At 56.0% G+C, this 24,987-nt stretch carries 22 protein-coding genes; 7 read left to right on the top strand and 15 right to left on the bottom strand.

What is annotated here, in order from left to right:
* Nucleotides 1-161 precede the first annotated feature (161 nt).
* Both CDH47_RS05775 and CDH47_RS05770 read right to left on the bottom strand, forming a co-directional pair.
* Nucleotides 162-1,607: a sigma-54 interaction domain-containing protein gene (locus CDH47_RS05775; RefSeq protein WP_420843663.1), complete on the bottom strand. Its 1,446-nt coding sequence runs from the start codon at nucleotides 1,605-1,607 to the stop codon at nucleotides 162-164.
* Nucleotides 1,608-1,811: 204 nt separating this feature from the next.
* Entirely contained in the window at nucleotides 1,812-2,174 is a 363-nt protein-coding gene (locus tag CDH47_RS05770; protein ID WP_100638909.1) for a DUF6164 family protein, read from the bottom strand.
* 87 nt (nucleotides 2,175-2,261) lie between these two features.
* Here CDH47_RS05770 and CDH47_RS05765 point away from each other — a divergent pair, with 87 nt between their 5' ends.
* From CDH47_RS05765 to CDH47_RS05750, 4 genes are read left to right on the top strand one after another with little or no spacing between them, the layout of a single operon-like run.
* Nucleotides 2,262-3,674 (top strand): DUF2868 domain-containing protein, encoded by a 1,413-nt coding sequence (locus CDH47_RS05765; RefSeq protein WP_100638908.1) that lies wholly within the window; start codon nucleotides 2,262-2,264, stop codon nucleotides 3,672-3,674.
* Nucleotides 3,671-5,101, top strand: coding sequence for a GTPase/DUF3482 domain-containing protein (locus tag CDH47_RS05760; protein WP_100638907.1), 1,431 nt, complete (start codon nucleotides 3,671-3,673; stop codon nucleotides 5,099-5,101). Before CDH47_RS05765 ends, CDH47_RS05760 begins: the two co-directional genes overlap by 4 nt.
* Nucleotides 5,102-5,151: 50 nt before the next feature.
* Nucleotides 5,152-5,547 (top strand): ectoine synthase, encoded by a 396-nt coding sequence (locus tag CDH47_RS05755; protein WP_100638906.1) that lies wholly within the window; start codon nucleotides 5,152-5,154, stop codon nucleotides 5,545-5,547.
* A 27-nt stretch (nucleotides 5,548-5,574) separates the two neighbouring features.
* The gene (locus CDH47_RS05750) at nucleotides 5,575-6,744 is read left to right on the top strand and encodes an MFS transporter (protein WP_239985591.1); all 1,170 of its coding nucleotides are present in this window, start codon (nucleotides 5,575-5,577) and stop codon (nucleotides 6,742-6,744) included.
* A gap of 47 nt (nucleotides 6,745-6,791) precedes the next feature.
* On the opposite strand, the gene CDH47_RS05745 is transcribed toward CDH47_RS05750, so the two are convergent.
* Complete coding sequence (locus CDH47_RS05745) at nucleotides 6,792-7,967, bottom strand: type III PLP-dependent enzyme (protein ID WP_100639321.1); 1,176 nt, start codon at nucleotides 7,965-7,967, stop codon at nucleotides 6,792-6,794.
* A gap of 421 nt (nucleotides 7,968-8,388) precedes the next feature.
* On the opposite strand from CDH47_RS05745, the gene CDH47_RS05740 reads away from it, so the two are divergent.
* Nucleotides 8,389-10,743 carry a fatty acid cis/trans isomerase gene (locus tag CDH47_RS05740; protein WP_100638905.1) on the top strand — a complete coding sequence of 785 codons (2,355 nt, stop codon included), beginning with the start codon at nucleotides 8,389-8,391 and terminating at the stop codon, nucleotides 10,741-10,743.
* Between the two features lie 16 nt (nucleotides 10,744-10,759).
* Here CDH47_RS05740 and CDH47_RS05735 read toward each other — a convergent pair whose 3' ends face one another.
* A complete protein-coding gene (locus CDH47_RS05735; protein WP_100638904.1) occupies nucleotides 10,760-11,578 on the bottom strand; it encodes an ATP-grasp domain-containing protein in 819 nt (272 codons plus the stop codon).
* Nucleotides 11,579-11,737: 159 nt separating this feature from the next.
* Here CDH47_RS05735 and CDH47_RS05730 point away from each other — a divergent pair, with 159 nt between their 5' ends.
* Entirely contained in the window at nucleotides 11,738-12,106 is a 369-nt protein-coding gene (locus tag CDH47_RS05730; RefSeq protein WP_100638903.1) for a DUF6746 family protein, read from the top strand.
* On the opposite strand, the gene hrpB is transcribed toward CDH47_RS05730, so the two are convergent.
* The 7 genes from hrpB to CDH47_RS05695 all read right to left on the bottom strand — a co-directional run bounded on the left by hrpB (nucleotide 12,107) and on the right by CDH47_RS05695 (nucleotide 20,400).
* Nucleotides 12,107-14,608: an ATP-dependent helicase HrpB gene (hrpB, locus tag CDH47_RS05725; protein WP_100638902.1), complete on the bottom strand. Its 2,502-nt coding sequence runs from the start codon at nucleotides 14,606-14,608 to the stop codon at nucleotides 12,107-12,109.
* Nucleotides 14,609-14,827: 219 nt separating this feature from the next.
* Nucleotides 14,828-16,042 (bottom strand): YbfB/YjiJ family MFS transporter, encoded by a 1,215-nt coding sequence (locus CDH47_RS05720; protein WP_239985589.1) that lies wholly within the window; start codon nucleotides 16,040-16,042, stop codon nucleotides 14,828-14,830.
* A gap of 97 nt (nucleotides 16,043-16,139) precedes the next feature.
* On the bottom strand, nucleotides 16,140-16,805 hold the full coding sequence (locus CDH47_RS05715) for an SCO family protein (protein WP_100638901.1): 666 nt from the start codon (nucleotides 16,803-16,805) through the stop codon (nucleotides 16,140-16,142).
* A 153-nt stretch (nucleotides 16,806-16,958) separates the two neighbouring features.
* Nucleotides 16,959-17,879, bottom strand: coding sequence for a heme o synthase (gene cyoE / locus CDH47_RS05710; protein WP_100638900.1), 921 nt, complete (start codon nucleotides 17,877-17,879; stop codon nucleotides 16,959-16,961).
* On the bottom strand, nucleotides 17,876-18,967 hold the full coding sequence (locus tag CDH47_RS05705) for a COX15/CtaA family protein (protein WP_100639319.1): 1,092 nt from the start codon (nucleotides 18,965-18,967) through the stop codon (nucleotides 17,876-17,878). The genes cyoE and CDH47_RS05705 overlap by 4 nt, the downstream gene beginning before the upstream one ends.
* A 64-nt stretch (nucleotides 18,968-19,031) precedes the next feature.
* On the bottom strand, nucleotides 19,032-19,682 hold the full coding sequence (locus CDH47_RS05700) for a hypothetical protein (RefSeq protein ID WP_420843662.1): 651 nt from the start codon (nucleotides 19,680-19,682) through the stop codon (nucleotides 19,032-19,034).
* Nucleotides 19,663-20,400 carry an SURF1 family protein gene (locus CDH47_RS05695; protein ID WP_100638899.1) on the bottom strand — a complete coding sequence of 246 codons (738 nt, stop codon included), beginning with the start codon at nucleotides 20,398-20,400 and terminating at the stop codon, nucleotides 19,663-19,665. The genes CDH47_RS05700 and CDH47_RS05695 overlap by 20 nt, the downstream gene beginning before the upstream one ends.
* Nucleotides 20,401-20,453: 53 nt before the next feature.
* Between CDH47_RS05695 and CDH47_RS05690 the strand changes: the two genes are divergently transcribed.
* On the top strand, nucleotides 20,454-20,657 hold the full coding sequence (locus tag CDH47_RS05690; protein WP_100638898.1) for a twin transmembrane helix small protein: 204 nt from the start codon (nucleotides 20,454-20,456) through the stop codon (nucleotides 20,655-20,657).
* A gap of 18 nt (nucleotides 20,658-20,675) precedes the next feature.
* Here the strand turns inward: CDH47_RS05690 and CDH47_RS05685 are convergent, their stop codons facing one another.
* Genes CDH47_RS05685 through coxB form a run of 4 tightly spaced genes read right to left on the bottom strand, consistent with a single transcriptional unit; the run spans nucleotide 20,676 to nucleotide 24,958 of the window.
* Nucleotides 20,676-21,563, bottom strand: coding sequence for a cytochrome c oxidase subunit 3 (locus CDH47_RS05685; protein WP_100638897.1), 888 nt, complete (start codon nucleotides 21,561-21,563; stop codon nucleotides 20,676-20,678).
* A gap of 16 nt (nucleotides 21,564-21,579) precedes the next feature.
* Nucleotides 21,580-22,179: a cytochrome c oxidase assembly protein gene (locus CDH47_RS05680; RefSeq protein ID WP_100638896.1), complete on the bottom strand. Its 600-nt coding sequence runs from the start codon at nucleotides 22,177-22,179 to the stop codon at nucleotides 21,580-21,582.
* A 13-nt stretch (nucleotides 22,180-22,192) separates the two neighbouring features.
* On the bottom strand, nucleotides 22,193-23,776 hold the full coding sequence (gene ctaD / locus CDH47_RS05675; protein ID WP_100638895.1) for a cytochrome c oxidase subunit I: 1,584 nt from the start codon (nucleotides 23,774-23,776) through the stop codon (nucleotides 22,193-22,195).
* 57 nt (nucleotides 23,777-23,833) lie between these two features.
* Nucleotides 23,834-24,958 (bottom strand): cytochrome c oxidase subunit II, encoded by a 1,125-nt coding sequence (coxB, locus tag CDH47_RS05670; RefSeq protein WP_100638894.1) that lies wholly within the window; start codon nucleotides 24,956-24,958, stop codon nucleotides 23,834-23,836.
* Between the last annotated feature and the right edge of the window lie 29 nt (nucleotides 24,959-24,987).

The raw sequence follows: 24,987 nt of genomic DNA, 5'->3' as shown, positions 1-24,987 counted from the left end.
GTCAGACTCAGCAGGGACTGTGCCAGTTCGATTTTTCTCTTTATTATCAATAATGTAAAAACTTACAATAAACTTCGGACAGTCTACTTGTCCGGGAACTTGGACAGTATTGAACACTGGTCGTACAAGACCGTCCGGATTTCAGGACGACCGTCCGAATATCAGGACATTCGGGCGAGTTTTTCATAGAGTACTGAGCGGGAGATGCCCAGTAGCTTGGCCGCTTTGGTGCGATTACCCCTGCTAGCAACCAAGGCATCTTCAATCGCTTGCGCCTCAGCTTTGGCAAGTATGTCTGCCAGCAGTTTTACAGGGCGGGGAGCTGTGCGGACCGCTCTGCTCTCACTGTTGCGAGGCAAAACCTTGAAAATAGCATCTGCATCCAGAACGCCACCCTCTTCGCTCATGGTCAGGGCGCGCTCAAGCACATTGCGCAGCTCTCGAATATTTCCGGGCCAGTTATAACTACCCAATGCCGCTACGCCGGCGTCGGTAATCTCGGCCCGCATATCCAGGCCTTCACTGACTTCCCACAACAGGGTTTCACACAGCAGCCCAAGATCGGCAAGGCGATCCCGCAGCGGTGGTATGGGAATTTCCAGCACGTTCAACCGGTAGTACAAATCCGAACGAAAGCTGCCATCTGCAATCATGGCCTCCAGGTTACGACTGGTGGCTGCGATAACCCGAACATCTACCTGAATTATCTTGTTAGAGCCGAGGGGTTCCACCTCGCCCTCCTGAAGCGCCCGCAGAAGCTTTGCCTGCAGTGGCAAGGGCATATCCCCCACTTCGTCCAGAAACAGGGTGCCGCCGTCAGCCAACTGGAACTTACCTTCCCGCAACTTCCGGTCCGCGCCGGTATAAGCGCCCGGGGCAACACCGAAGAATTCAGCTTCCAGTAAATTATCGGGGATAGCGGCCACATTCACCCCCACAAACGGCTTTTCCGCACGGCTGGAGACAGAATGGATGGCTTGTGCCAGCACTTCTTTACCGGTACCTGTTTCGCCCAGCAAAAGCACCGCCATCTCACGCCCTGCCGCAAGCCTCGCCCTGCGCTTTACTTCAAGAGCGCCGGGGCTGGCACCCACAAAATCACCAAGGCTGTAACGAGTACTTCGGGCTTTTTTCGCCAATGCTTTGCGAGCGGCGGCGAGGTCCTGATGCAGGCGCCGGTATTTGCTCACCAAGGGCGTAAGCGGTTGCAGGTCATCATAGAGAACAAAGGCTATAGCACCTTCAATCTCGCCCGTCTTGTCGTAGTATGGGAGGCGGGTGACAACCAGTTGTTGTTGCTGATATTCCATGATGTCCAGCAGCAGAGGCTTGCCGGTTTCTACAACCTCGGGCATACGGGTGTGAGGGATAACCTGACGCACAGGGCAGCCAATAGCGCTGGCTTGATCTTTAAGGCCAAGAAGCTGGGAATAGCTGCTGTTTATCCAGGTAATACGGGATTCTTTATCAACGGCAATTGCTCCCGCGCTGGCCTCCTCAAACATGGGGAAGATCGCTTCAATCAGCTCCCGGGTTAGCCCGCTTTTATTATTGTCACCAAACAACTTTGTCATGTACTGCGCACCACCGGGTTCAATAGTACTCATGTTGAAAGCCCTGGCACCCGGCACAACCGGGTCACCTGTCGGAAGTATATGGCCCCATCTGCAAGGCGAGCAAATGGGGAACGCGCCGGGTAACGGCTATGCGCATCTTGTGCCAAATTCACATCCAACTGATCTTTCAGGGTTTTTTATTATAGATATGCAGACAGCCTTGCTGGCCGTCCGGGTTTCCGGACACTGGCAAAATCACCCTATTCGGATAAACGGCAGCAGGCTGAGACCGGCAATCACCAGTATCGACAGAACGGCGGCCACTGTGCGCACGGGCTTTTGTCGGAGCATGTACCAGATACCGCCACCTTCTCCCTGCGAGCGCCGTTGCTCATAAGCCTCACGCTGGCTTTCCATGCGTTGGCGCTGGTAATCCTGCAACAGGGTTCTGGCCCTTTGAGCTTCCTCTGTGTCGTGTACCCAAAAACCACCCATACTGATACCCCAGCGGCTTGGCGGGGTTTCGTAGTAGCGCACTTCGTGGGCCTCGAACAAATCCCGGATTTCCTCGGCCTCGTCATCGGGTACGTGGCGCAGATTCATCAAATGGTGGGGCATAACGACTCGTTATCTGGTATCAGACTGGGTAATGCCGATATCCTAACACCATAGACTCAAAGACCGAATTCATCACCGGAACCGTTCATGACTGATAATCCCCTCCGATTGCTGCTGGATTTTGATGCTCGCGCCCAGAGAGACAAGGGCCAGGCCCCGGCATTTCTGCACCGGCGGGATCGCAAGTTTGCACTGACCTGCGAGCAACAAGGGGTAAAACCCTCCCCGAAACGCTGGCTGGCCCATATCAACCACCTGAGCGGCCCCGGCGCAGATTCGCCCCCATCGGCACTCACCTTGCGCTTCTGGCAACGGATCAATAGCGGTTTTATGGCGGCAGGCGCCCTGTTTGGTTTGCTGGCCATGCTTGGGCTGCTGTTCTACGATGGCGGCCAGCGCATCAACATTACCGTTATTCTGGCTTTTGTAGCCTTTCAGCTGCTGCTGGCACTGCTGACCACGGTTCAGTCTCTGGTTGGCTGGCAACCCTGGCGGCCATTGCTCCGGCGTTTTCGCAACCAGCCTGAATCGGCGGTTACTACAAAGCTTCAACCGGTGCTCATGGCTCGGGCTGCGCACCTTGGCGGAGTCTGTTTTGCTTTAACAGGTCTGGTTACCCTGCTGGTAATGGTCGTGCTGCAGGACCTCGCGTTTGGCTGGAGCACCACCCTTGAAACCGACGCCAGCCGTTATCACAGCCTGATTGCCGCGGTTGCTACGCCCTGGGCCTGGCTTTGGCCTGCCGCGGCGCCAGACCTTGCACTTGTGGAAGCCACACGATTCTTTCGTGCCAGCGCCGCAGTGGGCAGTTTGAACCCGGCACGCTGGGGCCAGTGGTGGCCTTTCATTGCCATGCTTTGGGCTACCTGGGCATTGCTGCCCCGGCTCATCCTTGCCTTGTTGGCAGGCGCTTTGATCCGGCGCAAGGCCCGGCATTTGCTCAGCAACCACCCGGCCATGCGGGCCTTGATGTACCGTATGGAAACGCCAGCCCTGGATACTGGCAACGAACACAACGACGCCTCGGACTTGCCCGATACCAATACTCACCTGCAGCTACAACCCTTGCCAGACGCCAGTATTGTGCTGTGCTGGGCCGGCGCTGGCGACCCGGAGCTGCCGGATGCCCTCAGTAGCGGCAAGACCCTGATTGCCAAGGCGGGGGGCAGGTTAACCCTGGAAGAGGACCGACAAACACAGGCGCAGGTAGCCGGGGAGCTGGAGCAAGGTTCCTTGCACTCGGTTATTCTGGTTACCCGCAGTTGGGAGCCCCCCACCGGGGAGCTGGAAGACTTTCTGGCCAGTGCGAGGCAACTCTGGCCCCGGAATACACAGGTTACTCTGGCACCGCTGGCCGCCCGCATCGAACAGGAACCGGATGCCCACCAGATACAGCAGTGGCTGAGATTTGCCCAACGAATGGGGCCGGAGTTTTTATCGGTCAGTCAGATACCGGTTCATGGAACCCTTGCTGATGTAAACGGGGAATTTGTGGAATGAATAGCGCACCCACCTTTGCCGTTGTAGGCCACCCCAACAAGGGGAAATCCAGCGTAGTGGCAACCTTGTCGCAGAACGATGCCATTGCCATTGCACTGGAACCCGGCACAACCCGCAAACGCCAGGCCTACCCGCTGAGCGTGGATGGCAAAGTGCTCTATACGCTGGTGGATACACCCGGCTTTCAGCGCCCCCGGCGGGTGCTGGAATGGCTTGAAGCCCATAGTGTGTCTGCATCAGACCACGGCGAAACAGTGCGCGCCTTTGTGCAACACCATCAGGGCGACGGCCGCTTTACCGATGAATGCGAACTGCTGGCACCGCTGATTGAAGGCGCGGGAATCATCTACGTGGTGGATGGCTCTGTTCCATACAGCAGCGAACACGAAGCGGAAATGACCATTCTGCGCTGGACAGGTCAGCCCAGCCTGGCGTTGATCAACAGCATCGGGCCAGACGATTACAGCGACACCTGGCAGGCAGCGCTAGGGCAGTTCTTCCAGGTTGTGCGCAAGTTCGATGCGGTTCGCGCCCCGTTCGAGCAACATCTCAGCCTTTTGCGCGCCTTTGGCCAGCTTGAGCCAGACTGGGAAAAACCGCTGGAGCAGGCGACCCATCACTTATCGGCCCAGCGCGAGCAGCGACGTCACCAGTCGGCTGGCGTCATTGCGAAAGCCTTGCAGGATATGATGTCGTTTCAGGAAAAGCGCACCCTGACGCTGGATCAGGCGGCAGGCACCAGCGACAGCACGCTTGCAGAGCAACTCAGCCAGCGCTGGTACCAACATCAACGCCAGCGGGAACAAGCCTTGCGGATAGACATCGAACATCTTTACCAGCATCAACAGGTGCAGCGGCAAGAAGCCGAACTGGAATGGCACAGCGATCACGACCTGTTCTCGGAAGACAGCCGTAAACACTGGGCCGTTAGCAGGCGCTATCTGGCTACTGCCGGTTTTGGTGCCGGCGCTGTCAGTGGTGCCGGGCTGGATGCTTTGACACTGGGCTCATCTCTGGGCGCCGGCGCTCTGGTGGGCGGCCTTATCGGCGCCGCTGGCAGTTACATGTACGGAGGCCGGTTCACGCTGCCCGTTCTGAATATCGGCTTGCTTAAAGACGGCCTGAAGACAGCCACCTTCGGCCCTGTGCAAGACAGCCAGTTTGGCTATGTCGTTCTAGGGCGGGCAGTGGACCACTGGTGGCACATAAGCCACAGAAACCACGCCGGAAGAGAGCTGCTCGACCTGCAACCTGCGGATCATCACTGGCTGGAACGCCTGGATAAAACGAGCCGCCAAACCATTCAGAAAACCCTCGACAAATGCCGCAAACAGCAACCTCTGGATGAAAACCAACGGCACAAATTCCACGATGCCATCGAGCAGTGTATGGCAGTTTATGACGACTGGCGGTTGAACCGGACCTGAAATGAGTGTTTATACTGTATGGCTATTCCATCACAAAACGAGGAATGCTCATGAAGATTGTACGAATTAAGGACATTATCGGTACCGAACGCGAAGTGCATGGCCCCGGCTGGACCAGCCGTCGCATGTTGTTGAAAAAAGACGGTATGGGCTTCTCTTTCCACGAAACCATCATCCCTGCGGGTGCCGAGCTTAACCTGTGGTACAAGCATCACCTGGAAGCGGTTTACTGCGTAGCCGGCAACGGCACCATCACCGACAAAGCCACCGGTGAAACCCACGAAATCTCCGACGGCACGCTTTACGCCCTCGATAAGCACGACCAGCACACCCTGCGCGGCGGCACTGAAGACATGCGCCTGATCTGTGCGTTCAACCCGCCGGTTACCGGCCAGGAAGTACACGACGAAGACGGCGCCTACCTGCCGGACACCAGCGAAGACTGACATTCCTTGTCTGTAGCTGAACACCCTGTGCCATCCAAACCGTCATCGACAGCAAGCCTGCTGCCGGTGGCGATATTACTTTGGCTGGCCGGGGTCTACTTGCGCATCCCGATACTGGTTGCGCCACCGCTGGCACCGTTTATCGGTGACGAACTGGCACTGTCTCAGACCTTAACCGGTGCCCTGACCACACTGCCCATTCTTATGCTAGCCATAGGCTCCATGCCTGGCTCTCTATCCATTTCCCGCATAGGCCCGCGCAACACACTGGCACTGGCCATGCTCATTATGGTCATCGGCTCCGCTGGCCGGGGCCTTGCACCCGACACCATCACCTTGATGCTCACCAGCGCCGTTATGGGTGTAGGCATTGCCATGATGCAGCCCGCGCTACCGGCATTACTGCCACGCTGGCTGGAACCAAAAAACCTTGCCCTCGGCTCGGCTATCTACATGAACGGCATGCTGATGGGCGAATTCATCGGCGCCGGCATCACCCTGCCAGCCATCATGCCCCTGCTCGACAACAGCTGGCGCGCCACCATGCTGGTATGGTCGCTGCCCGCGCTACTGGTCGCCGCAGCCCTGTTCCTGCCCAAACGCGATATGGCAAAGCCCACACGCAAAGTCGCCTGGCTGCCAGACTGGAAAAACCCGCTCACGCTTAAGCTGGGTTTACTACTAGGCGTATCCGGATCCCTGTTTTTCGGTGTAAACGCCTACCTGGCGGCACTTCTGGAGCAAAGAGGGGAGTTCGACAACCTCACCGAAGCCCTGTTCTGGTACAACTTCGCTCAGGTAATTGCATCGCTGCTGATGCTGAAAATGGCGCGCTACTGGGTAGGAAGAAAAGCCCCACTGCTCATCATGCTGATACTCAGCCTGTTGGGAACTACCGGCTTGTTGGTATTTACCGGATGGTGGGCAATCGCCAGCGCAACCTTTATGAGCTTCACCGCTGGCGTTCTACTGATCATGATGGTGGCATTGCCGCCGCTTTTGGTACCTTCCAGCGAAACCGGGAGGCTCTCGGCTGGTAACTTTCTGGTGGGCTACACAGTAGCCTTCGCCGTGCCCATGTTGGGTGGCTTACTCTCAGACTGGACTGGCGATATAAAGCACGCCATTGCGGTAATGATTGCCTACGGAGTTCTAGTCTCCCCACTAGCAATAAAACTTAACCTCCAACGTCAGTAAAGCGCCCCACTTCGCGGCCCACCCCCAATGAAGCAGGCCCTCAGTCTTTAGATGTAATAATCCTTTAGCGGAGGGAAACCGTTGAATTCTACTGCGCTGTAGGTTGTGGTATAGGCTCCCGTAGACAGCCAGTACATACGATCACCGATAGCCAGGTTTAGTGGTAACGGGTATTTGTGGTGCTCGTACATGATGTCAGCACTGTCGCACGTTGGCCCGGCAATTACGCAGTCTTCACCTTCACCTTTTTTATCCGTCCAGATTGGGAATTTGATCGCTTCATCCAGAGTCTCGATCAGACCATTGAACTTACCCACATCGGTAAACACCCAACGGTGCAGAGCGGTACGGGATTTGCGGGCGATCAGAACCACTTCGCTCACCAAAACACCAGCGTTGGAAATCAACGAACGACCTGGCTCGATAATGATTTCAGGTAGATCGTCACCAAAGTCCTCCTTCAGGAAGCGAGTAATTTCAGAGGCGTATACACCCAACTCGTTGGTCCGGTTGATGTAGTTAGCCGGAAAACCACCGCCCATATTGATCATTTTCAATTCGATGCCGTCTTCTTCTTTCAAACGCTCAAAGATGACCTTTACCTTGTTCAGCGCCGAGTCCCAAGCACCGATTTCCCGCTGCTGGGAACCCACGTGGAACGACACACCGTAAGGCACCAAGCCCAAATCACGGGCCAGAATCAGCAGATCCATGGCCATGTCGCTCTCGCAACCAAACTTGCGGGAAAGCGGCCAGTCAGCGGTTTGCGTGCCGTCGGTCAGAATGCGTACATATACCTTCGCACCGGGAGCTGCCTTGGCAATAACCCGCAAATCCGCCTCGGAATCCGTGGCGAACATGCGCACACCCTTCTCATAGAAGGTACGAATATCCCGCGCCTTCTTGATGGTGTTGCCGTAGCTTATCCGGTCGCCGGTCACACCCAGCCCCATCACCTTTTCCAACTCATACACCGACGCAATATCAAAACTCGCACCCTTGTCCCGCAACATGGTCAAAACCTGCGGAGCCGGGTTGGCTTTTACTGCGTAATACACATTGGCATAAGGAAAGCCTTCCACCAGCTCGTCGTACTGACGATCAATCGTGGCAGTATCAATCACCACAAACGGTGTTTCCCTGGTATCCGCAAACGCCTTGATCCGCTCAAAGGTCTCGGCAGTGTAGTAATCGGCGATGTTAGCGTTGGCTGACTCGGTCATGGATGGTGTTTCCCCCTCGGGGTAAAAAACAGTGCGCGAACGCGGATGCCAGAACCTGAATGGCCCTGGCCAGGAAGCGCGATATTCGGGCTTTTCCCACCCCGCCGATATGAGCATATCTACCCATAATCCAAGCCACCGAAAACTCCACCAAAAGCCCCACACACCAAGGGCAACAAACGCTTTCAGCTGACCAAAGCCGCCCCAAAAAAACAAGCTCATAGAAAACCTTCGCAATGGCCGAAGGCCGAGCAACCGGGTGCCTTTTCTAGCGGGAAAAAGATGTCTGAGCGAAGCGATTTGTTTTTCCCAGAAGAAAAGGCACCCGGTTGCTCGGCCCACCCCCCCATGTCAAAGCGCCTTAGCGAACCCAACCTCAACCGACTATAATTCCCAAAACTCAGACGACTACAGGCCCCCAATGCCGAAACTCATTGCAGCAGCACTCCTGGCCCTGCTATTTCTTACAGGCTGCGCCGAAAACACCACACCGCCCACTTTCAAACAGGCCCTGCCCACCGCCACCCAGCAACCCGTCAGCTTCAACGAAGACGTGCGCCCCATCGTGGAAGCCAAATGCCTGGCCTGTCACAGCTGCTTTGACGCCCCCTGCCAGCTCAAAATGGAATACTCCGACGGCCTCATTCGCGGTGCCCACAAAGATCCGGTTTACAACGGTGCACGCTTCGACACCCAACAAACCACCCGGCTGGGAATCGACGCCCAAACCGAACAACAATGGCGAGAGAAGGGTTTTTACTCGGTGTTGGCCCGGGGCGACCAAACCCGCAGCCTGTTCGAGAACATGATTCGTCTGGGCAAACAATACGAATTTGCTCCCAACAGCAAACTGCCCAAGCACATAGAACTTGGTCTTTCCCGCGCCAACCAGTGTGTCAGTAACGAAGACTTTTCCGACTACGCCAGCGACCACCCATACGAAGGCATGCCTCTGGCGGTTACCGGCCTGACTGACGACGAATACGCAACTCTGACCGGATGGATTAACCAGGGCGGCGCAGTCAGCCCGCTAGTTACTGAGGTGGACGAGGCAGAGCAGGGTCATATCCAACGCTGGGAAGACTGGCTCAATAACGGCAGCCTGCGGCAACAACTCATCAGCCGCTGGGTCTACGAACATCTCTACCTTGCCCACCTGTATTTTGAAGACAAGGGTGCCAACACGCGCTTCTTCGAAATAGTTCGTTCCCGCACGCCAGCAGGTTCTGAGATTGAGATCATCGCTACCCGCCGCCCCAACGACGACCCGGAAGGCACTGTTTACTATCGCATGCGCCCAGTGGCAGGCAGTATCGTGCACAAGCGCCACATAACCTTCGATTTTGGTGAACAACAGTTCAAACGCACCCGCGAATTGTTTGAAACCGGCGACTGGCAAGTAGAATCCATACCGGATTACAGCCGGGAAAACCGGGCCAACCCATTTGCCACCTTTGCCGCTATTCCGGCAAAAGCCCGCTACCAGTTCATGCTGGATAACGCTGAGTACTTTACCCGCACCTTCATTCGCGGGCCGGTATGCCGCGGCCAGATTGCCACAGACGTCATCCGCGACCACTTCTGGGTGAGCTATCACGACCCGGAAAACGACCTGTATATTACCGATGCCGAGTATCGCAACAAGGTGACTCCTTTGCTCGCACTACCAGGGCAGGACAGCGCCCTGCTGGACCTGGGGAAAAACTGGAGCCGCTACAAAGGCAAGCGCAACCAATACCACCAGTTGCGCAACGCGGCCTACCGCGAGGCCTATCCGAAAGGCCCCTCGCTGGGGCACATCTGGGATGGTGACGGCACCAACACCAATGCCCTGCTGACGGTTTTTCGCCATCATGACAACGCCTCTGTACAGCGCGGTCTCATAGGTCAGGTGCCGCTCACCAGCTGGTGGATGGACTACCCGCTGTTTGAGCGCACCTACTATGAACTGGTGGTGAACTTTGATGTGTTCGGCAATGTGGCCCATCAGGCCCAGACGCGACTCTACTTTGATCTGATTCGTAATGGCGGCGAGCAGGATTATCTGCGACTGATACCACCGGGAGAACGCAACCGGGTTTTGCGCGACTGGTACCAGGGCGCAGGTAAGTTCAAGCTGGATTACAGCTACGCCGACATGGATGATACATCTCCGTCACAGGTGGCCTATGCCACCTCGGCGTTCAACGAAGAGCTGGGCGCCCGGCTGCTGCTGAACTTCCGTGAGCTGAACGCCGAACGGGACGACCCCATCAACCGTTGTGGCGGCAGCGATTGCGGTCGCATGGATGAGCCAGAATGGATTCGCAAGGCAGATCAGGTGCTGTCAGAGCTGGCCGCTACCCGGGCCGAGTTTTTGCCTGCCATCAACTACCTTCCCGAAGTGACCTTTTTGCGGGTTCTCAGCGAGGAAGGCAAGCGCACGGTCTACACGGTTATCCGCGACCGTGCCCACAGCAATGTCGCTTTCCTGTTAGGAGAAGACTCACGCTACCAGCCGGAGAACGACAAGCTGACCATTTACCCCGGCATCATTGGCAGCTATCCCAACTTCATCTTCGATATTCCAGCATCGCAACTGGGGCTGTTTAAAGACAGGTTGAAAGCCTTGAAGGCAGAAGAGCCCAAGGCTTTTGAAGCGGTGGTCGGTGTTTGGGGCGTGCGCCGCACCCACCGTCAGTTCTGGGAGATACTTCACGACATTACGGCCTGGCAACGGGAGCACCAGCCCCTGCAGGCAGGCATATTCGACATTAACCGCTACAAGAACCTGTAATTCTTCAGCTCCGGGCTCAAACCGCCACAGGGTGGAATGGCTCGGGGCTGTTGGAGCCACCGGGATCCCGGGGTTCGCTGTGCTCTTGCAGGTATTCCAGGATGGCATCCTTCAGGTCGCTACCTTGGCCCAGCCCCTGATTACCGAATAAACGATTGAACTCCAGGACAAACGGATAGCCTTCCACCAAGGCAATATCGAAACCAGCGTGATCTACATCCAGCTCCCGGGCAAGCCGCAGGGCAAGATCCGTCATGATGGTCGGAACAGGGCTGTTATCAATCTTGCCACCTTTGGACACATTGTTATAAAAGCCCTGATCCGCCTGTGTGCGCCAGTAGGCTGTAACAACCTTGCCGCCCACCACCACAATGCGCGCGTCTCGATCCAGCGGCAGGTATTCCTGAGCGTACAGCACCTCAGTGCGCTGACAGTACTTGTGCCAGTCGTCACGGGTTTCAATCAGCCATACACCTTCGCCCATGCTGGCCTTTGGCAACTTGGCCACAAAGGGCAACGCCATGACACTCCAGATGTGCTCGCGTTCCTCGGGGCCGTTGGCTTCAATGATGGTCCAGGGAATGTGCTCCGGCGCGACCGCTTCAAACGCCCGGGTCATTTCCACTTTATCGTGGCCAATACGGTAGCTGGCAACACTGGGGAACACGCGGCATTTCAAACCATGCACCAACGCATTGAGCTGCCAGTACTCCGGGAAAAGCACCCAGTCGGCCTGACGCAACGCTTCCTTGTGCTTCAGATACTGCTCCGGTTTCAGTACGGTCGTGTCCGGAAAGCCAAGGGTGCGGAAAATATTGAACGAAACGAGATTCATGAGCGGGGTCGCGAAGTTTAAAGTGGGTAATTTTTAAGCAGTTTCAGCCTGGGTGCAAGTGTTTTTTGTGAGATAAATTGACGGTGGTCATGGTTTTTGGCAACGCAACTGATAATAATTCGCATTACATTGTGCGTTAACTTACCTCGGAGCCATACCATGACAATTGTTCGCCAGTTTACCGCTGTAGCCGCCTCCCTGCTGATCTCCGTACCTGCCCTCGCCAGCGACGATGACCACTTCAAGGGCGTGCCTGCAAACACCCTTGAACAAGCCGTTGCAAACTTCTCCGAGTACAACAACAAGCTCGAAAAAGTGCTGGCCGGCGATTTGACTCCAGAGGCCATGAACGAGGTGCACCAGCTCACCTACACCCTGGAAAACGCTCTGCAGAAGCTGGACGATGAAATTGACGAGCTTGAGGATACCCTTGAGAAAGTCCACAAGGCCTCAGAACGCGCTGACCCGGACACCGTGCGCACGGCCGGCGAACAGTACCTCAGTAACAGCCGGAAAATCATCAAGTAATTATCGGCCCGGCCGTTTCTTGACGCCCTGCTGGGCAACAGCGGTTAGAGGATCTTCTGGCCAGGGGTGTTTGGGGTACCGACCACGGGTATCTTTGCGCACCTGCGGATAAACGTTCACCCAGAAACTGGCCAGATCTGCGGTAACCGCCAGGGGGCGCTGGGCCGGTGATAAAAGGTGAATCAGTACCGGCACTTGGCCGCCAGCCACTTGCGGTGTTTGTGTCCAGCCAAACAGCGCCTGCAACTTGGCCGCCAGAACCGGGCCGTTCTCGGCGGTGTAATCCAGAGTAACGGAGCTGCCAGCAGGAATAGTCAGGCTGGTTGGGGCAAGCTCCGCCAGCTGTTGTTGTTGTTGTGAATAGTCCAGCAGGCTGTTCAGGGCGTTGTGCAGATCCAGCCGCGCCAGCTCAGACCAGCGGCTGATGCCGGTGAGGAAGGGCAACAGCCAATCTTCCAGCGAGTCCGCCAGGGCTTGATCACTGACATCCGGCCATTGGCCGGGATAGTGTTTGGCCAGCAACGCAACCCGCGCCTGCCACTGCCTGGCTGCGGGTGTCCATGGCAGGCTATCCAACCCTTTGCGCTTTACCGCAGCCAGCAAACCCTGCTGAATCAGCTCCGGTGAGACCTTTGTCAGCGATTTTTCGGCAAGTACCAGCGCCCCCAGGCGGCGGGTTCTGCGGGCGACCACAGTGCCGCGTTTATCATCCCATTCTGCCTCGTCCTGTTCGCTTATATGGGCTGCCAGATCAGTTTCAAGAGTGGGTAGGTCAACCGGCGCCGCCAGATAAATCCTCGCTTCCCTTGCCTTGCCATCCAGGTCTGCTGCCACCAGCCAATCATGCCGTGCCAGCCCGTCGTCTTCCCGCAACAGGGCGCCTTTGCCATTGCTGAGCTGGTAGCGCGGTGTGTCTCCGGAGCGGCGCTTGCCTATTCGATCGGGGTAAGCGAGTGCTAACAAGCGGCCCACTTCTGTGGCCGTTGGCATGGGTTCCTGGTCGCTTTTGCCATTCGTTTCCGATGCCAATAAACGCTTTGCCTGCTGTCGCAGTGCCTGAAGGCGGTGCGTGTCTATACGTTGAGAACCGCGCTCCCCACGGAGAACACGGATGCGCTCATGCATGTCGGCACCGGCACCCGGGCCCAACAAGTCCCTGTCTTCCAGTAATGCTGCGAGCTCAGCCGCCAGCCTGCCCAGCCCAAGTGAGCGCCCAAGGATGACCATGTGGGCCAGCCTGGGGTGGATGCCCAATGCCCGGGCCGACTTGCCGTGTTCGGTAATGGCGCCTTCATCATCCAGCACATCCAGCCACTGCAACAGTTCCACGGCTTGCTGCCAATGGGCGGGAGACGGTGGGTCGATCCATGCGAGATTGTCCGGTGTTCGGGCGCCCCACTGAGCCAGCTCCAGCACCAGGGGCGCCAGATCGGCTTCGCGAATCTCTGGCGGTGTAAACTCCGCCAGCCCGAACTGTTCCGACTTACTCCATAACCGGTAACACACACCCGGCTCCACCCGGCCTGCGCGGCCTTTGCGCTGTTCTGCGGAGGCTTTCGAAACTCGGCCGGTAATCAGACGTGTCATACCACTGTTGGGATCGAATACGGCCCGGCGTTGTTGGCCGCTATCCACCACAACGCGCACGCCTTCAATGGTCAGGCTGGTTTCGGCGATGGCTGTGGCCAACACCACCTTTCGTGTGCCCTCTGCCGCCGGTGCAATGGCCTGATCCTGCTCGGCAGCCTTGAGGTTGCCAAACAGGGGCGCGATAGCCACGTTAGAGGCCACCTGCCCGGCCAAGGCCTGAGCTACCCGGCGGATCTCGCCTGCGCCCGGCAGGAACACCAGCACCGAGCCTGGTTGTTGTGCCAAAGCTTCGGTAACCACCGCAACCACCTGATCAACCAATCGCGGGTTGCGCTGTGTGGTGGCTGCCGGGCGATAGAACACCTCAACAGGAAAGGCGCGCCCTTCACTGCTTAATACGGGTACGTCGCCGAGCAGGCGGGCAATGGGGGCGGTGTCCAGTGTGGCGGACATCACCAGTACTCGCAGATCTTCCCGTAGTGCTTCTTGTGTTTCCCGCACCAGTGCCAGCCCGAGATCTGCCTGGAGGGAGCGTTCGTGGAATTCATCGAAGAGTACGGCGGCGTAGTCTTCCAGCATGGGGTCGCTCTGGATCAACCGGGTGAGGATGCCTTCGGTGACTACTTCTATGCGTGTGGCGCCAGATATTTTGGTGTCCAGCCTTGTACGGTAGCCGACAGTTTGGCCGGGTTTTTCGCCCAGTTGCGAGGCCATAAATCGAGCTGCGGAACGAGCCGCCAGTCGCCTTGGCTCGAGCATCAGGATTTTTTTGCCTTGCAGCCAGGGGGCATCCAATAGCGCTAACGGAACCCTTGTGGTTTTGCCGGCACCTGGGGGTGCTTGCAATAGAGCTGTGGTGGTTTGCTCCAGAGTTTGTTTTAGTTCTGGGAGGATGTGGTCTATTGGGAGCACGGTTTTGCTCTGGCCTTGGTTTGGTTGGTTTAACTTGGGTTTAGCCTGGTAGCTTGGGGGTGGCGCGGTGGCGAATTTAATTTTCAGCCGGAAAAGAACTCGCTGCGCTCAAACACCTTTGTCCGGCTGAAAATTAAATTCACCACCACACCTTTCGGAACCCTGTAATATCCCTTGAGCCTAACATGGGCTGGCTTGGGTTGACCTGTGGTCGAGTTTTTAATCGTGCGGGATGGTTCTTGCGTGCCAGGCTTCGGGGCGGGGCACGAAGTACACGAACAGTAATCCGAAGACCAATGCGCCCACACCAATTCCGAAGGCGGATACCAATGTGCCGCCGGCGTCTAGCCATTGTTTGGTTAACCATGGGCCGACCATTTGGGTGAAGCCGTAGAGGGCCACCATAGCAGCGGATAGTCGTGGGCCCTGGTGTGGGTGCAGTGCGCGGCCGAGGCGCTGGGTGAGCAGTACTGTGCCGAGGAAGGTGCCGCCTACCAATGCGGCGCATAGCAGTATGCCTATTGCGCCCGGCAGAACCACGGCTGCCAGAACACCTGCCAACTGGATCAGGAAATTCAGTTTCAGGGCGGGGATGTCGCCCATTTTGCTTCCGAGTTTGTTCCACACCCAGGCAGCCGGGATGGTGCACAGCGCCACAACAAGCCAGGCACCATCAAGCAGCCAGTGATCGTCTTCAAGTTGCAGCTTTGCCAGCAGTGGCAGGAAGGTCATGGGCAGGATGTAGCCCAGGCCTGCACCGGCGTATGACAAAAACAGGGGAATGCTGGCGCGGTCTATTAGCGGTGTGTTGGTTTGAATTTTGCCATCCTTGCCAGGTTCCTGGTCGGGCACTTCAAGCTTTATCAGCCGGTAGGCACCCCAGATGGCCAAAGGAATGGAGGTCAAGGCGACAGGCCACCAGCGCGCGGCGCCTTCAAGCCAATCAGCGGTACCGCTAACCAGCCCGCTGGAGAGCAACAAACCCAGCCCTACACCAATGTAAACCAGCCCACTCATGGTCGAGCGGTTACGTAGCACCAGCCACTCAAGAATCAGCGCCGGTGCCTGCACAAAAACAACACCGTTAGCGACGCCGTTCAGCCAGCGCGCACTGGAGATGGCTGTCAGGTTGTCCGTTTGGGTAACAAAAATTGTGGTTACCACGTGCACCACGAGAAACGCGGGCAGTAAAATGCGGATATGGCTCACCCGGTGCCAGCGAATCGCCAGCATGGCACCCACCAGGTAGCCAAAGTAATTCCAGGTAGCGATTGCTGCACCCTCTGGCGCAGTGAGCTGTCCGTCGTCGATCAGGTAGGGTAGCAGCGGGGTATAAACAAAACGGCCCAGGGTGTGCACAACCATAAGCACAATGGCACCAGCGGCCAGAACGCCAAAGAGCTCTTTCGGGGTTGTGATGTTCTGTTTGTACATACTGTCGATTCCGGCAAGTGCATTTTCAGCCGGGCAGTCTATGCGAGTCGCGCTGCTATGTCAGTTTGACCTTGGAAGAACAGGCTGCCTATCCGCCTCAGGTGCGAGTGTTTTCACGATTGGCTTTCGCCCACAGATATATGCGTTCAAACGCTTCAGCAAGATGTTCGGGATTATGGGGAGGCTGTATCAGTGCCGCCAGCTGGCCATCGGGATTCACCAGTGCAAAGTGGCCGCTGTGGTCTACCAGTAGCTCACCATCAACCATTCGATGCACAAACACGGCACTCAGGCTTTTCGCCACTTCTCGCAGTGTGTCCAGATCACCAGTCAGCCCGTGGAAGTTCTCACCGAAAAATCCGGTATAGGCTTTCAGTTGCTCAGGCGTATCGTGTTCTGGATCGGCAGTGACCAACAGGTAATTCGGCTGAGGCAGTTCTTTGGATAGCAGCTTGTCTGTGCGGCGAAGATTAGCCATGGCTGCCGGGCAGATATCCGGGCAGTTGGTATAGCCCACAAAGGCAAAAGTCCACTTTCCTCGGAGGCTCTCGCGGGTAACGGTTTCACCGTTTTCATTTACTAGGGTGAACTCTGCCAATGGCCTGGGCTGGTCATAAACATAGGTATTCATTTCAGCAAGATCCGGAGCTGGTGTTGGCTCCCCGCTGTCCACCAAAAATACCTGCCGTCCTATGACCAGGCCAAATACGAGTACAACCAGCAGCAGAAGTACAAATAACGTGACCTTTAGCGAACGATTCATTATTGCTCCAGTTGACTGCCTTGGCCGGTTTTACATTGTGCCAGGGAGGAGGGGGGATGCCTTTTCCTCTGGGAAAAACAACTCGCTGCGCTCAGACATCTTTTTCCCGCCGGAAAAGGCATCCCCCCTCCTCTCCACAAAATTTTTCCGGCATCAGAAAAATACGTAGTGATCTACAAGGAGTACCACAAACAGCGCCATCAGGTAAGTGATGGAGTATTTGAAGGTGTTCAAGGCCACTCGACGGTCGTCTCCTTTTAGCAAGCGTATGGCGTACTGCAAAAAGCGTAGACCAAGAGCGAGCGCGCCAGCGAGGTAAATCCAGCCAGACATGCCTGTGACAAACGGTAGCAGACTGACTGCCAGCAGCATCAGGGTATAAAGCAGAATGTGCAATTCCGTGAATTTATTGCCGTGGGTGACCGGCAGCATGGGAATGCCGGCTTTGGCGTATTCTTCTTTACGGTGAATAGCCAATGCCCAGAAATGCGGGGGCGTCCAGGCGAAGATGATGAGAACGAGCAACAGAGCGTGGCCTTCTACCTGGCCGGTAACGGCTGTCCAGCCCAGCAGTGGCGGCATGGCACCAGCCAGACCACCGATTGTGATGTTTTGAGGGGTAGCGCGCTTCAAGAACAGGGTATAAACGCCGGCGTAGCCGACAAGGGATGCCAAAGTGAGCCATGCGGTGAGGTGGTTTACCTGCCACATCAATACCACCATGCCGATACTCGCTAGCAGTGTGGCGAAACCAATCGCCTCTACCGGGGATATTTTACCGGTAGCCACGGGGCGCTTGCGGGTGCGTGCCATTACGGTATCTATTTTCTGGTCGACAACGTGGTTGACCACAGCGGCAGCACCGGCAAGAAAAGCTATGCCGAGGTTACCCCAGATCAGCACACTCAGGCTGGGTAAACCGGAGGTTGCCAGCAGCATGCCAATGGCGGATGTCAGTATCATTAAAGCCACAACGTTGGGCTTGGTCAGCTCCAGATAATCCCGCCAGGAAATGCTCCGTGCGGATTGGCTGGTTCTGTTCCGGGTCGGCAGTACGTCCACTTGCTCACTCATGCCGTCATCTCCTGATGCATTATTGTTGTAGGTATTGCTCTTGCAAGCTGGGCTTGGGGCAGCTGATGGTGCTGCCAGATCAGGTATATCACCGACAACAGCAGCCCGGCGCCCATGGCGTTGTGGGCTACTGCAATCGGCAGGGGAATATAAAAAATAATGTTGGCGAGTCCGAGGGTGATCTGAGCCGCCAGCGCTGCGGCAACAAGCAGCACCGGGCGACGCAGCTCGCCACTGGCGCTTCTACGCCAGATCAACGTCAGCAAAACAGCAAAGTATCCCAGAACCACCAGCGCACCGACTCTATGGGTTACATGTATGGCTACACGCCCATGGGCTGTGAGCTGCCCGCCCAGATAATTCGGGCCCACATGCTGGGTAATATCAAAACCGTGTTGGAAATCCATATCCTTTGGCCACCACTCACCCTGACAGGTGGGCAGATCGGTACAGGCAACGGCGGCATAATTGGCCGCGGTCCAGGCGCCCAGGGCAATTTGTAGAGTAACCAGCAACAATCCGCCATAAAGCCAGGGACGGAGGCTTGCCAAGCGGGTGGCGTTCGAGGTGGGTTTAACGTGTTTTTCACGTGTTCGCTCAAAGTCTTTGCCCTGAGTTGCCGCGAATTTTCTTAGGCGCAGAACCAGCAAGGTCAGCAGACTCAGCGTGGTAAAGCCGCCAAGAAGATGAAGTGCAACCACTTGCGGCCAGAGCTTCAAGGTCACCGTCCACATACCAAAAGCACCCTGCAGCAGGATAAACCCGGCAATGAACAGGGGCAGCTTGAAAGGCACACCACTGCGACGTTTACGAACTGCGGCTGCAGCGAGGCCAAACACCACCAACCCCAAAGTGCCAGCAGCGTACCGATGAATCATTTCCGGCCAGCCTTTGGCTGCATCCACGGGCGAATCCGGAAAGCGGGCATTGGCTATGGCGATATTCGATTCGCTTTGGGGTACCGCCAGGAAGCCGTAGCATCCAGGCCAGTCAGGGCAGCCCAGCCCTGCATCTACCAGCCGTGTCCAGGCGCCCAGCATGATCACCACAACAGCAAGAATGACTGAAAAGGTCGCCCAATTTGCCATGGCGCTGGCTTTTGGCTGACGTTTGCTGATCGTATGATTCACGCTGGCTCCTCCAGGCTATGCCTTAGCCCACCTGAGACAGTTTGAGCAGGTGTTTCAAATCCTTCAGCATGTCCTTTCCGGAGTTTTCCGGGCCGTAGTGCATCATCACGTTGCCGAATGGGTCGATCAGCATGATACGGGGCTCTTTTTCCGGATTGATTCCGGCAGGCCAAGATGTCGTTGTCCCAGCCGCAGGCTGCAAGCGTTCCATTAACCGGTACTCGGTAGGCCACCGCGCTGCCAGGTCACCGGTAATACCACCCAGCACTGCGGCTCTTGAAACTCGGTTAGCGTTCTTTCCCAGTGCAATGTTCACTTGTCGGGCCAGGTAGAGCAGCTCTTCACATCGACTATCACAGTCTCCCGCGGCAACCACCAACAGCCACTGAGGATCTGTTTTACCTGTGGTGAAACGATTGGCCAGAGGTTCACCTGAGAGCGTTTCCAGGTTGAGTTCAGATACAGGCATAGTGGGGCTGATCAGTACGCCCTGATTGGTATGCCCGGCGGGGTTCAGCCAGCCGGTATAAAACATGATGGTGGCCAGGATCATCGGCCCGAAACCAAGTGCAAACAGCAACATGGCCGTGCGCCGCCCCCTCCGAACCTGTTCCGGGGTTGGGCCTTCAGTTTCGTCTTGCTGTGGTAACCCGTTAGCCATTGTCATTGTCATTATTGCTTCCTGTCTTTCGATAACTCGCGACTACACTCAATATAGTCAGCACCAGTGCAAGCGCAAACCATTGAGTCGCATATCCGTAATGGGTTTGCGGGCCCATGAGGTCCGGTTCCCAGTCAGCACGGTAAGCGCCCGGTTGCTCACTACCCTCCAATCGGATAATAGCATCAGGCAGCTCTGGAATTTCAACCCTCGCAGTTGACCCGGGAAGCGTCTGTACCCGCCGGGGCCATCCTTCAGCGAAAGCAGTTTTAGCAGACAGTACCGGCGGTTCCGGATAATGATTTAGCCGTCCGCTCAAGCTGAAGACTCCTTCGGGGGGAGCTACGTCGGGCAATGTGTTTCGCGTTCTCGGTGCGGCTATCCAACCTCTGTTGACCAAAACCACAGGGCCCTGCAGCGGATAAAAAGCCGTCAGAACCTCGTAACCGGCAATACCATCACGGGTGCGGTTATCCAGAAGCCAACTGCGCTTGCCGAAAAGCCCGGTAACCGTTACCGGCCTGCCGCTAGCAAGCCCACTGGCGACTTGCTCCGGCCAATCAAGGTTCTGAGCTTCCTGCTGCCATTGCTCAAGCAGAACCTGCTTTTCCTCTGCCCGGTTGAGCTGCCAGATTCCGAGACCCACCAGCAAGGGTAAAAAAGCGCCCGTAAAAACCATTAACCGCCAGTTCAGCTGCCATTTTCGAGTGTTTTGTTTTGCCTCAGTCATGGTCTGCTATAGTGTTTCTGGCTTTACTCAGAACAAAAAACAGAGACTCTTTTATGCTCAAAGCCCTTATCATTTTTCTCATGCTTGCCGTTATTATCAGCCTTTTCAGTGGTCTTTTCTTTCTCATCAAAGACGGCGGCAAAACCAACCGGGTGGTGAACTCCCTCGCGGTGCGGGTAACTCTGAGCGTGCTTCTGCTGGCGGTTATTCTTCTGTCTCTGTGGCAAGGGAGCCTGACACTGCACCCGACTCCCTGAACACAAACCCTGGTTGCCTCATATGACATATACAAACACAAACAGGCCCAACCAGACCACGTCCACAAAGTGCCAATACCAGGACGTCGCCTCAAACCCGAAGTGGTTATCCGCAGTGAAGTGTCCTTTTTGAATGCGTATAAACATGATGATGAGCATCAGCGTTCCCAGCATCACGTGAAAGCCGTGGAAGCCGGTAAGCATGAAAAAGGTACTGCCGTATATGCCGGATTGCAGCGTCAGGTTAAGGTCCTGATAAGCGTGCATGTATTCTTCCGCCTGAAAGAACAGGAACACCAGCGCCAGCACTATGGTCGCCCCCAACCAGATTTTCAGCTTTTTCCGGTTGTCCGCTTTGATGGCATGGTGAGCGACCGTTATGGTAAATGACGAAGTAACAAGAAGAATGGTATTTACCAGAGGCAATCCCCAGGCACCAATAACGGACTTTGGCGCAGGAAACGCCTCCGGATCCGGGTTGTTTATCAGCGGCCAAGTGGCTTGAAAGCCTTCCCAGAGCATGTTGGAGCTCCCACGGTCGCCCTCACCCCCGAGCCAGGGCACGGCAAACACACGGGCGTAGAACAGGGCACCAAAAAATGCCGCAAAGAACATGACTTCCGAGAAAATAAACCAGCTCATTCCCCAGCGGAACGAGCGGTCCATCTGAGGGCTATAAAGGCCGGAACGACTTTCCTTGATGACGCTGCCAAACCAACCAAACAGCATGTAAACCATGACCAGCACGCCTACCCAAAAAATCATCCAGGCACTACCGGTGCTGTCGCCCTGATTGCTGGCGACCATAATAGAGGCCGCACCAAACAACATGACCCCAAGGCCGACCGTGGCGATAATAGGCCACTTGCTCTGTTCGGGAACGTAATAGCTCTGATAATCCGCCATAGCAATCTCCGATGGCTTATCCGTTATCGTTTATTGTTGTGCTTGTTGTCTTTAATACAGTCGCTTGCGGCTCGCCCTGATCATAAAGTGTGTAGGACAGCGTCAGCTTGGTAATGTGGCTGGGCAAGTCCTGGTCGACAATGAATACCAAAGGCATCTCTGTATTCTCACCGGCAGCCAGCGGCTGCTGGTTGAAGCAGAAACATTCGGTTTTGTGGAAATACAACGTGCCCTCCGAGGGCGACAAGCTGGGTACCGCCTGGCCAACCATATCCCGATCAGTGGGGTTTTCAGCATAGAAGTTCACGGTAATAGCTTCCCCTGGGTGTACTTCAACGCTGCGTGCCACTGGGCGGAATATCCATGGCATGTCCGGGCCGTTCTGTGCCAGAAACTGCACCTTTACGGTACGAGTCATGTCTGCCGCTGAACGCTCAGTAGACTCGTAGCGGCCGCTGGTCTTGCCATTAATGCCGGTGATGTCACAGAAGACGTCATACAGCGGCACCATGGCAAAACCGAAAGCGAACATTCCGGCCACGCTAGCAATACACCAGCCCACTACCCGCGTATTGCTGCGTTGAGGGGCAGGTTTGTTTGCCGGTTGATTGGCCATTGATGTCAACCTCCTACTTCACATCCGGTGGTGTGGCAAAAGTGTGGTAAGGCGCTGGTGAAGGAATCTCCCACTCCAGACCTTCTGCACCTTCCCACGGCTTGGCCGGTGCTTTTTCGCCGCCTCTGGCGCACTTCACAACAATCAGAAGGAAGAGCAGCTGGGTGGCGCCGAACATGAAGGCCCCAATACTCGAAACCATGTTGAAGTCGGCAAACTGCAACGCGTAATCCGGAATCCTGCGCGGCATACCGGCAAGACCCAGGAAGTGCATCGGGAAGAAGGCCAGGTTCATGCCGACGAAGGACAGCCAGAAGTGGGTTTTGGCCAGGGTTTCGTCATACATATGGCCGGTCCACTTGGGCAACCAGAAGTAGGCCGACGCGAAGATACCGAAGATGGCACCCGGCACCAGCACATAATGGAAGTGGGCAACCACAAAGTAGGTATCGTGGTACTGGAAGTCTGCCGGAGCAATGGCCAGCATCAAGCCGGAGAAGCCGCCGATGGAAAACAGAATCACGAAGGCGATGGCAAACAACATGGGCGCCTCAAACGTAAGCGCGCCCCGGAACATGGTGGCTACCCAGTTAAACACCTTAACCCCTGTGGGTACGGCAATCAGCAAGGTGGCGTACATGAAGAACAACTGGCCGGCCACGGGCACACCCACGGTAAACATGTGGTGAGCCCAAACCAGGAATGACAAGAGTGCAATGGCACCGGTGGCATAAACCATGGAGGCGTAGCCGAACAAGCGCTTGCGGGAAAACGCCGGGATAATCTGGGAGATTGCCCCAAATGCCGGCAGAATCATTATATAAACCTCCGGGTGTCCGAAGAACCAGAACACGTGCTGGAACAACACCGGGTCGCCGCCGCCGGCCGCGTTGAAGAAGCTGGTGCCAAAGTTGATGTCCATCAGCATCATGGTGACCACGCCGGCCAGCACCGGCATAACGGCAATCAACAGAAATGCGGTGATCAGCCAGGTCCATACAAACATGGGCATTTTCATCAGCGTCATGCCCGGCGCCCGCATGTTCAGTACCGTGGCGATAACGTTGATGGCACCCATGATCGACGACACACCCATGATGTGGATGGCAAAAATAAAGAAGGTGGTGCTTGGTGGCCCGTAGGTGGTGGAGAGTGGGGCGTAGAAGGTCCAGCCAAAGTTTGGCGCACCACCTTCCATGAACAGGGTTGAAACCAGAATCAGGAAAGCGCAGGGCAGCAACCAGAAACTCCAGTTGTTCATCCGTGGCAGGGCCATATCGGGCGCGCCAATCATTAGAGGTATCATCCAGTTTGCCAGACCGACAAACGCCGGCATAACCGCACCAAAGACCATAATCAGGCCGTGCATGGTGGTCATCTGGTTGAAGAATTCCGGCTGGACAATCTGCAGCCCGGGCTGGAACAGCTCTGCCCGGATAACCATGGCCATGGTTCCGCCCAGCAGGAACATGGCGAAGCTGAATATCAGGTACATGGACCCGATATCCTTGTGGTTCGTGGTCAACAACCAGCGGCTGATGCCGCGAGCCGGGCCGTGATGATGATCTTGTGCGTGGGTACCTGCAACCGCACTCATGAAAACCCCCGTTACCGCCAATGTTTGTGGCTGGTGATATCTGTTATCTGGCGTTGATTACTGTTGGTTCTTGTAATCGAAGATTTCTTTTGGCGTGACCATGTCACCCATATTGTTACCCCAGGCGTTTCGCTCGTAGGTAATGATGGCTGCAAGATCCGCTTCATTCAGCTGCCCACCAAAGGCCTGCATGGCTGTACCAGACACACCGTTAACGACAACATCGATGTGCGCGGCCATGTCTCCCGTCGCAATCGCGCTGCCTCTAAGCGCCGGGAATGCCGGTGGCACGCCATTGCCATTAACCTGGTGACAGGCGGCGCAAGCTGTTGCGTAGGCCTTTTCGCCACGCTCCATCAGCTCATCCATGGTCCAGTCTTTCTGGGTCAACTCACGCTCTTTCTCGGCTGCGGCTTTCTGATCGGCAACCCAGGTATTGTATTCCTCCTCGGGCACCGCCTTGACCACTACCGGCATAAAGCCGTGATCCTTACCGCACAGTTCTGTGCACTGGCCCCGATAGGTGCCTGGTTTGTCTACGCGGGTCCATGCTTCGTTGATGAAACCGGGAATCGCATCTTTCTTTACGCCGAAATCCGGCACCCACCAGGAGTGAATCACGTCGTTTGCAGTCAGCAGGAAGCGAACCTTCTTCCCCACTGGAATTACCATGGGGTTATCCACCTCCAGAAGGTAGTTTTCGCCCTTGGTTTGCCGTTTTCTGATTTGATCTGAGGGCGTTGTGAGGTTGGAAAAGTAGCCGAAATCTTCATTGATATATTCGTATTGCCACTTCCACTGGTAGCCGGTCACCTTGATATCAATGTCCGATTCGGTGGTGTCGTACATATCAATGAGGGTGGCGGTGGCAGGAATTGCCATGATAATGAGAATAACCAACGGTATAAGCGTCCAAAGGACCTCAACCAGTGTATTCTCATGAAAGTTGGCAGGTTTTGCCCCCTGGGACTTGCGATGGGCAAAGATAGACCAGAACATGATTCCGAATACCACGGCCCCGATGGCAACGCAGATCCAGAAAATGGTCATGTGAAGGTTGAATATATCGTTACTGGTACCGGTTACCCCGGGGGTCATGTTTACCGTCCAGTCCGCCATGGACAGTGCGGGAAACAATAAACCGCCTGTAAGGGCACCTACCCGCTGAGCGTGCACGCGCATACTGTGTCTCCACAGAGTATTATTCTTGT

It is taken from the genome of Marinobacter salexigens (assembly GCF_002806945.1).
Lineage (GTDB): Bacteria > Pseudomonadota > Gammaproteobacteria > Pseudomonadales > Oleiphilaceae > Marinobacter > Marinobacter salexigens.
This window is presented reverse-complemented; position numbering and strand designations above follow the sequence as displayed.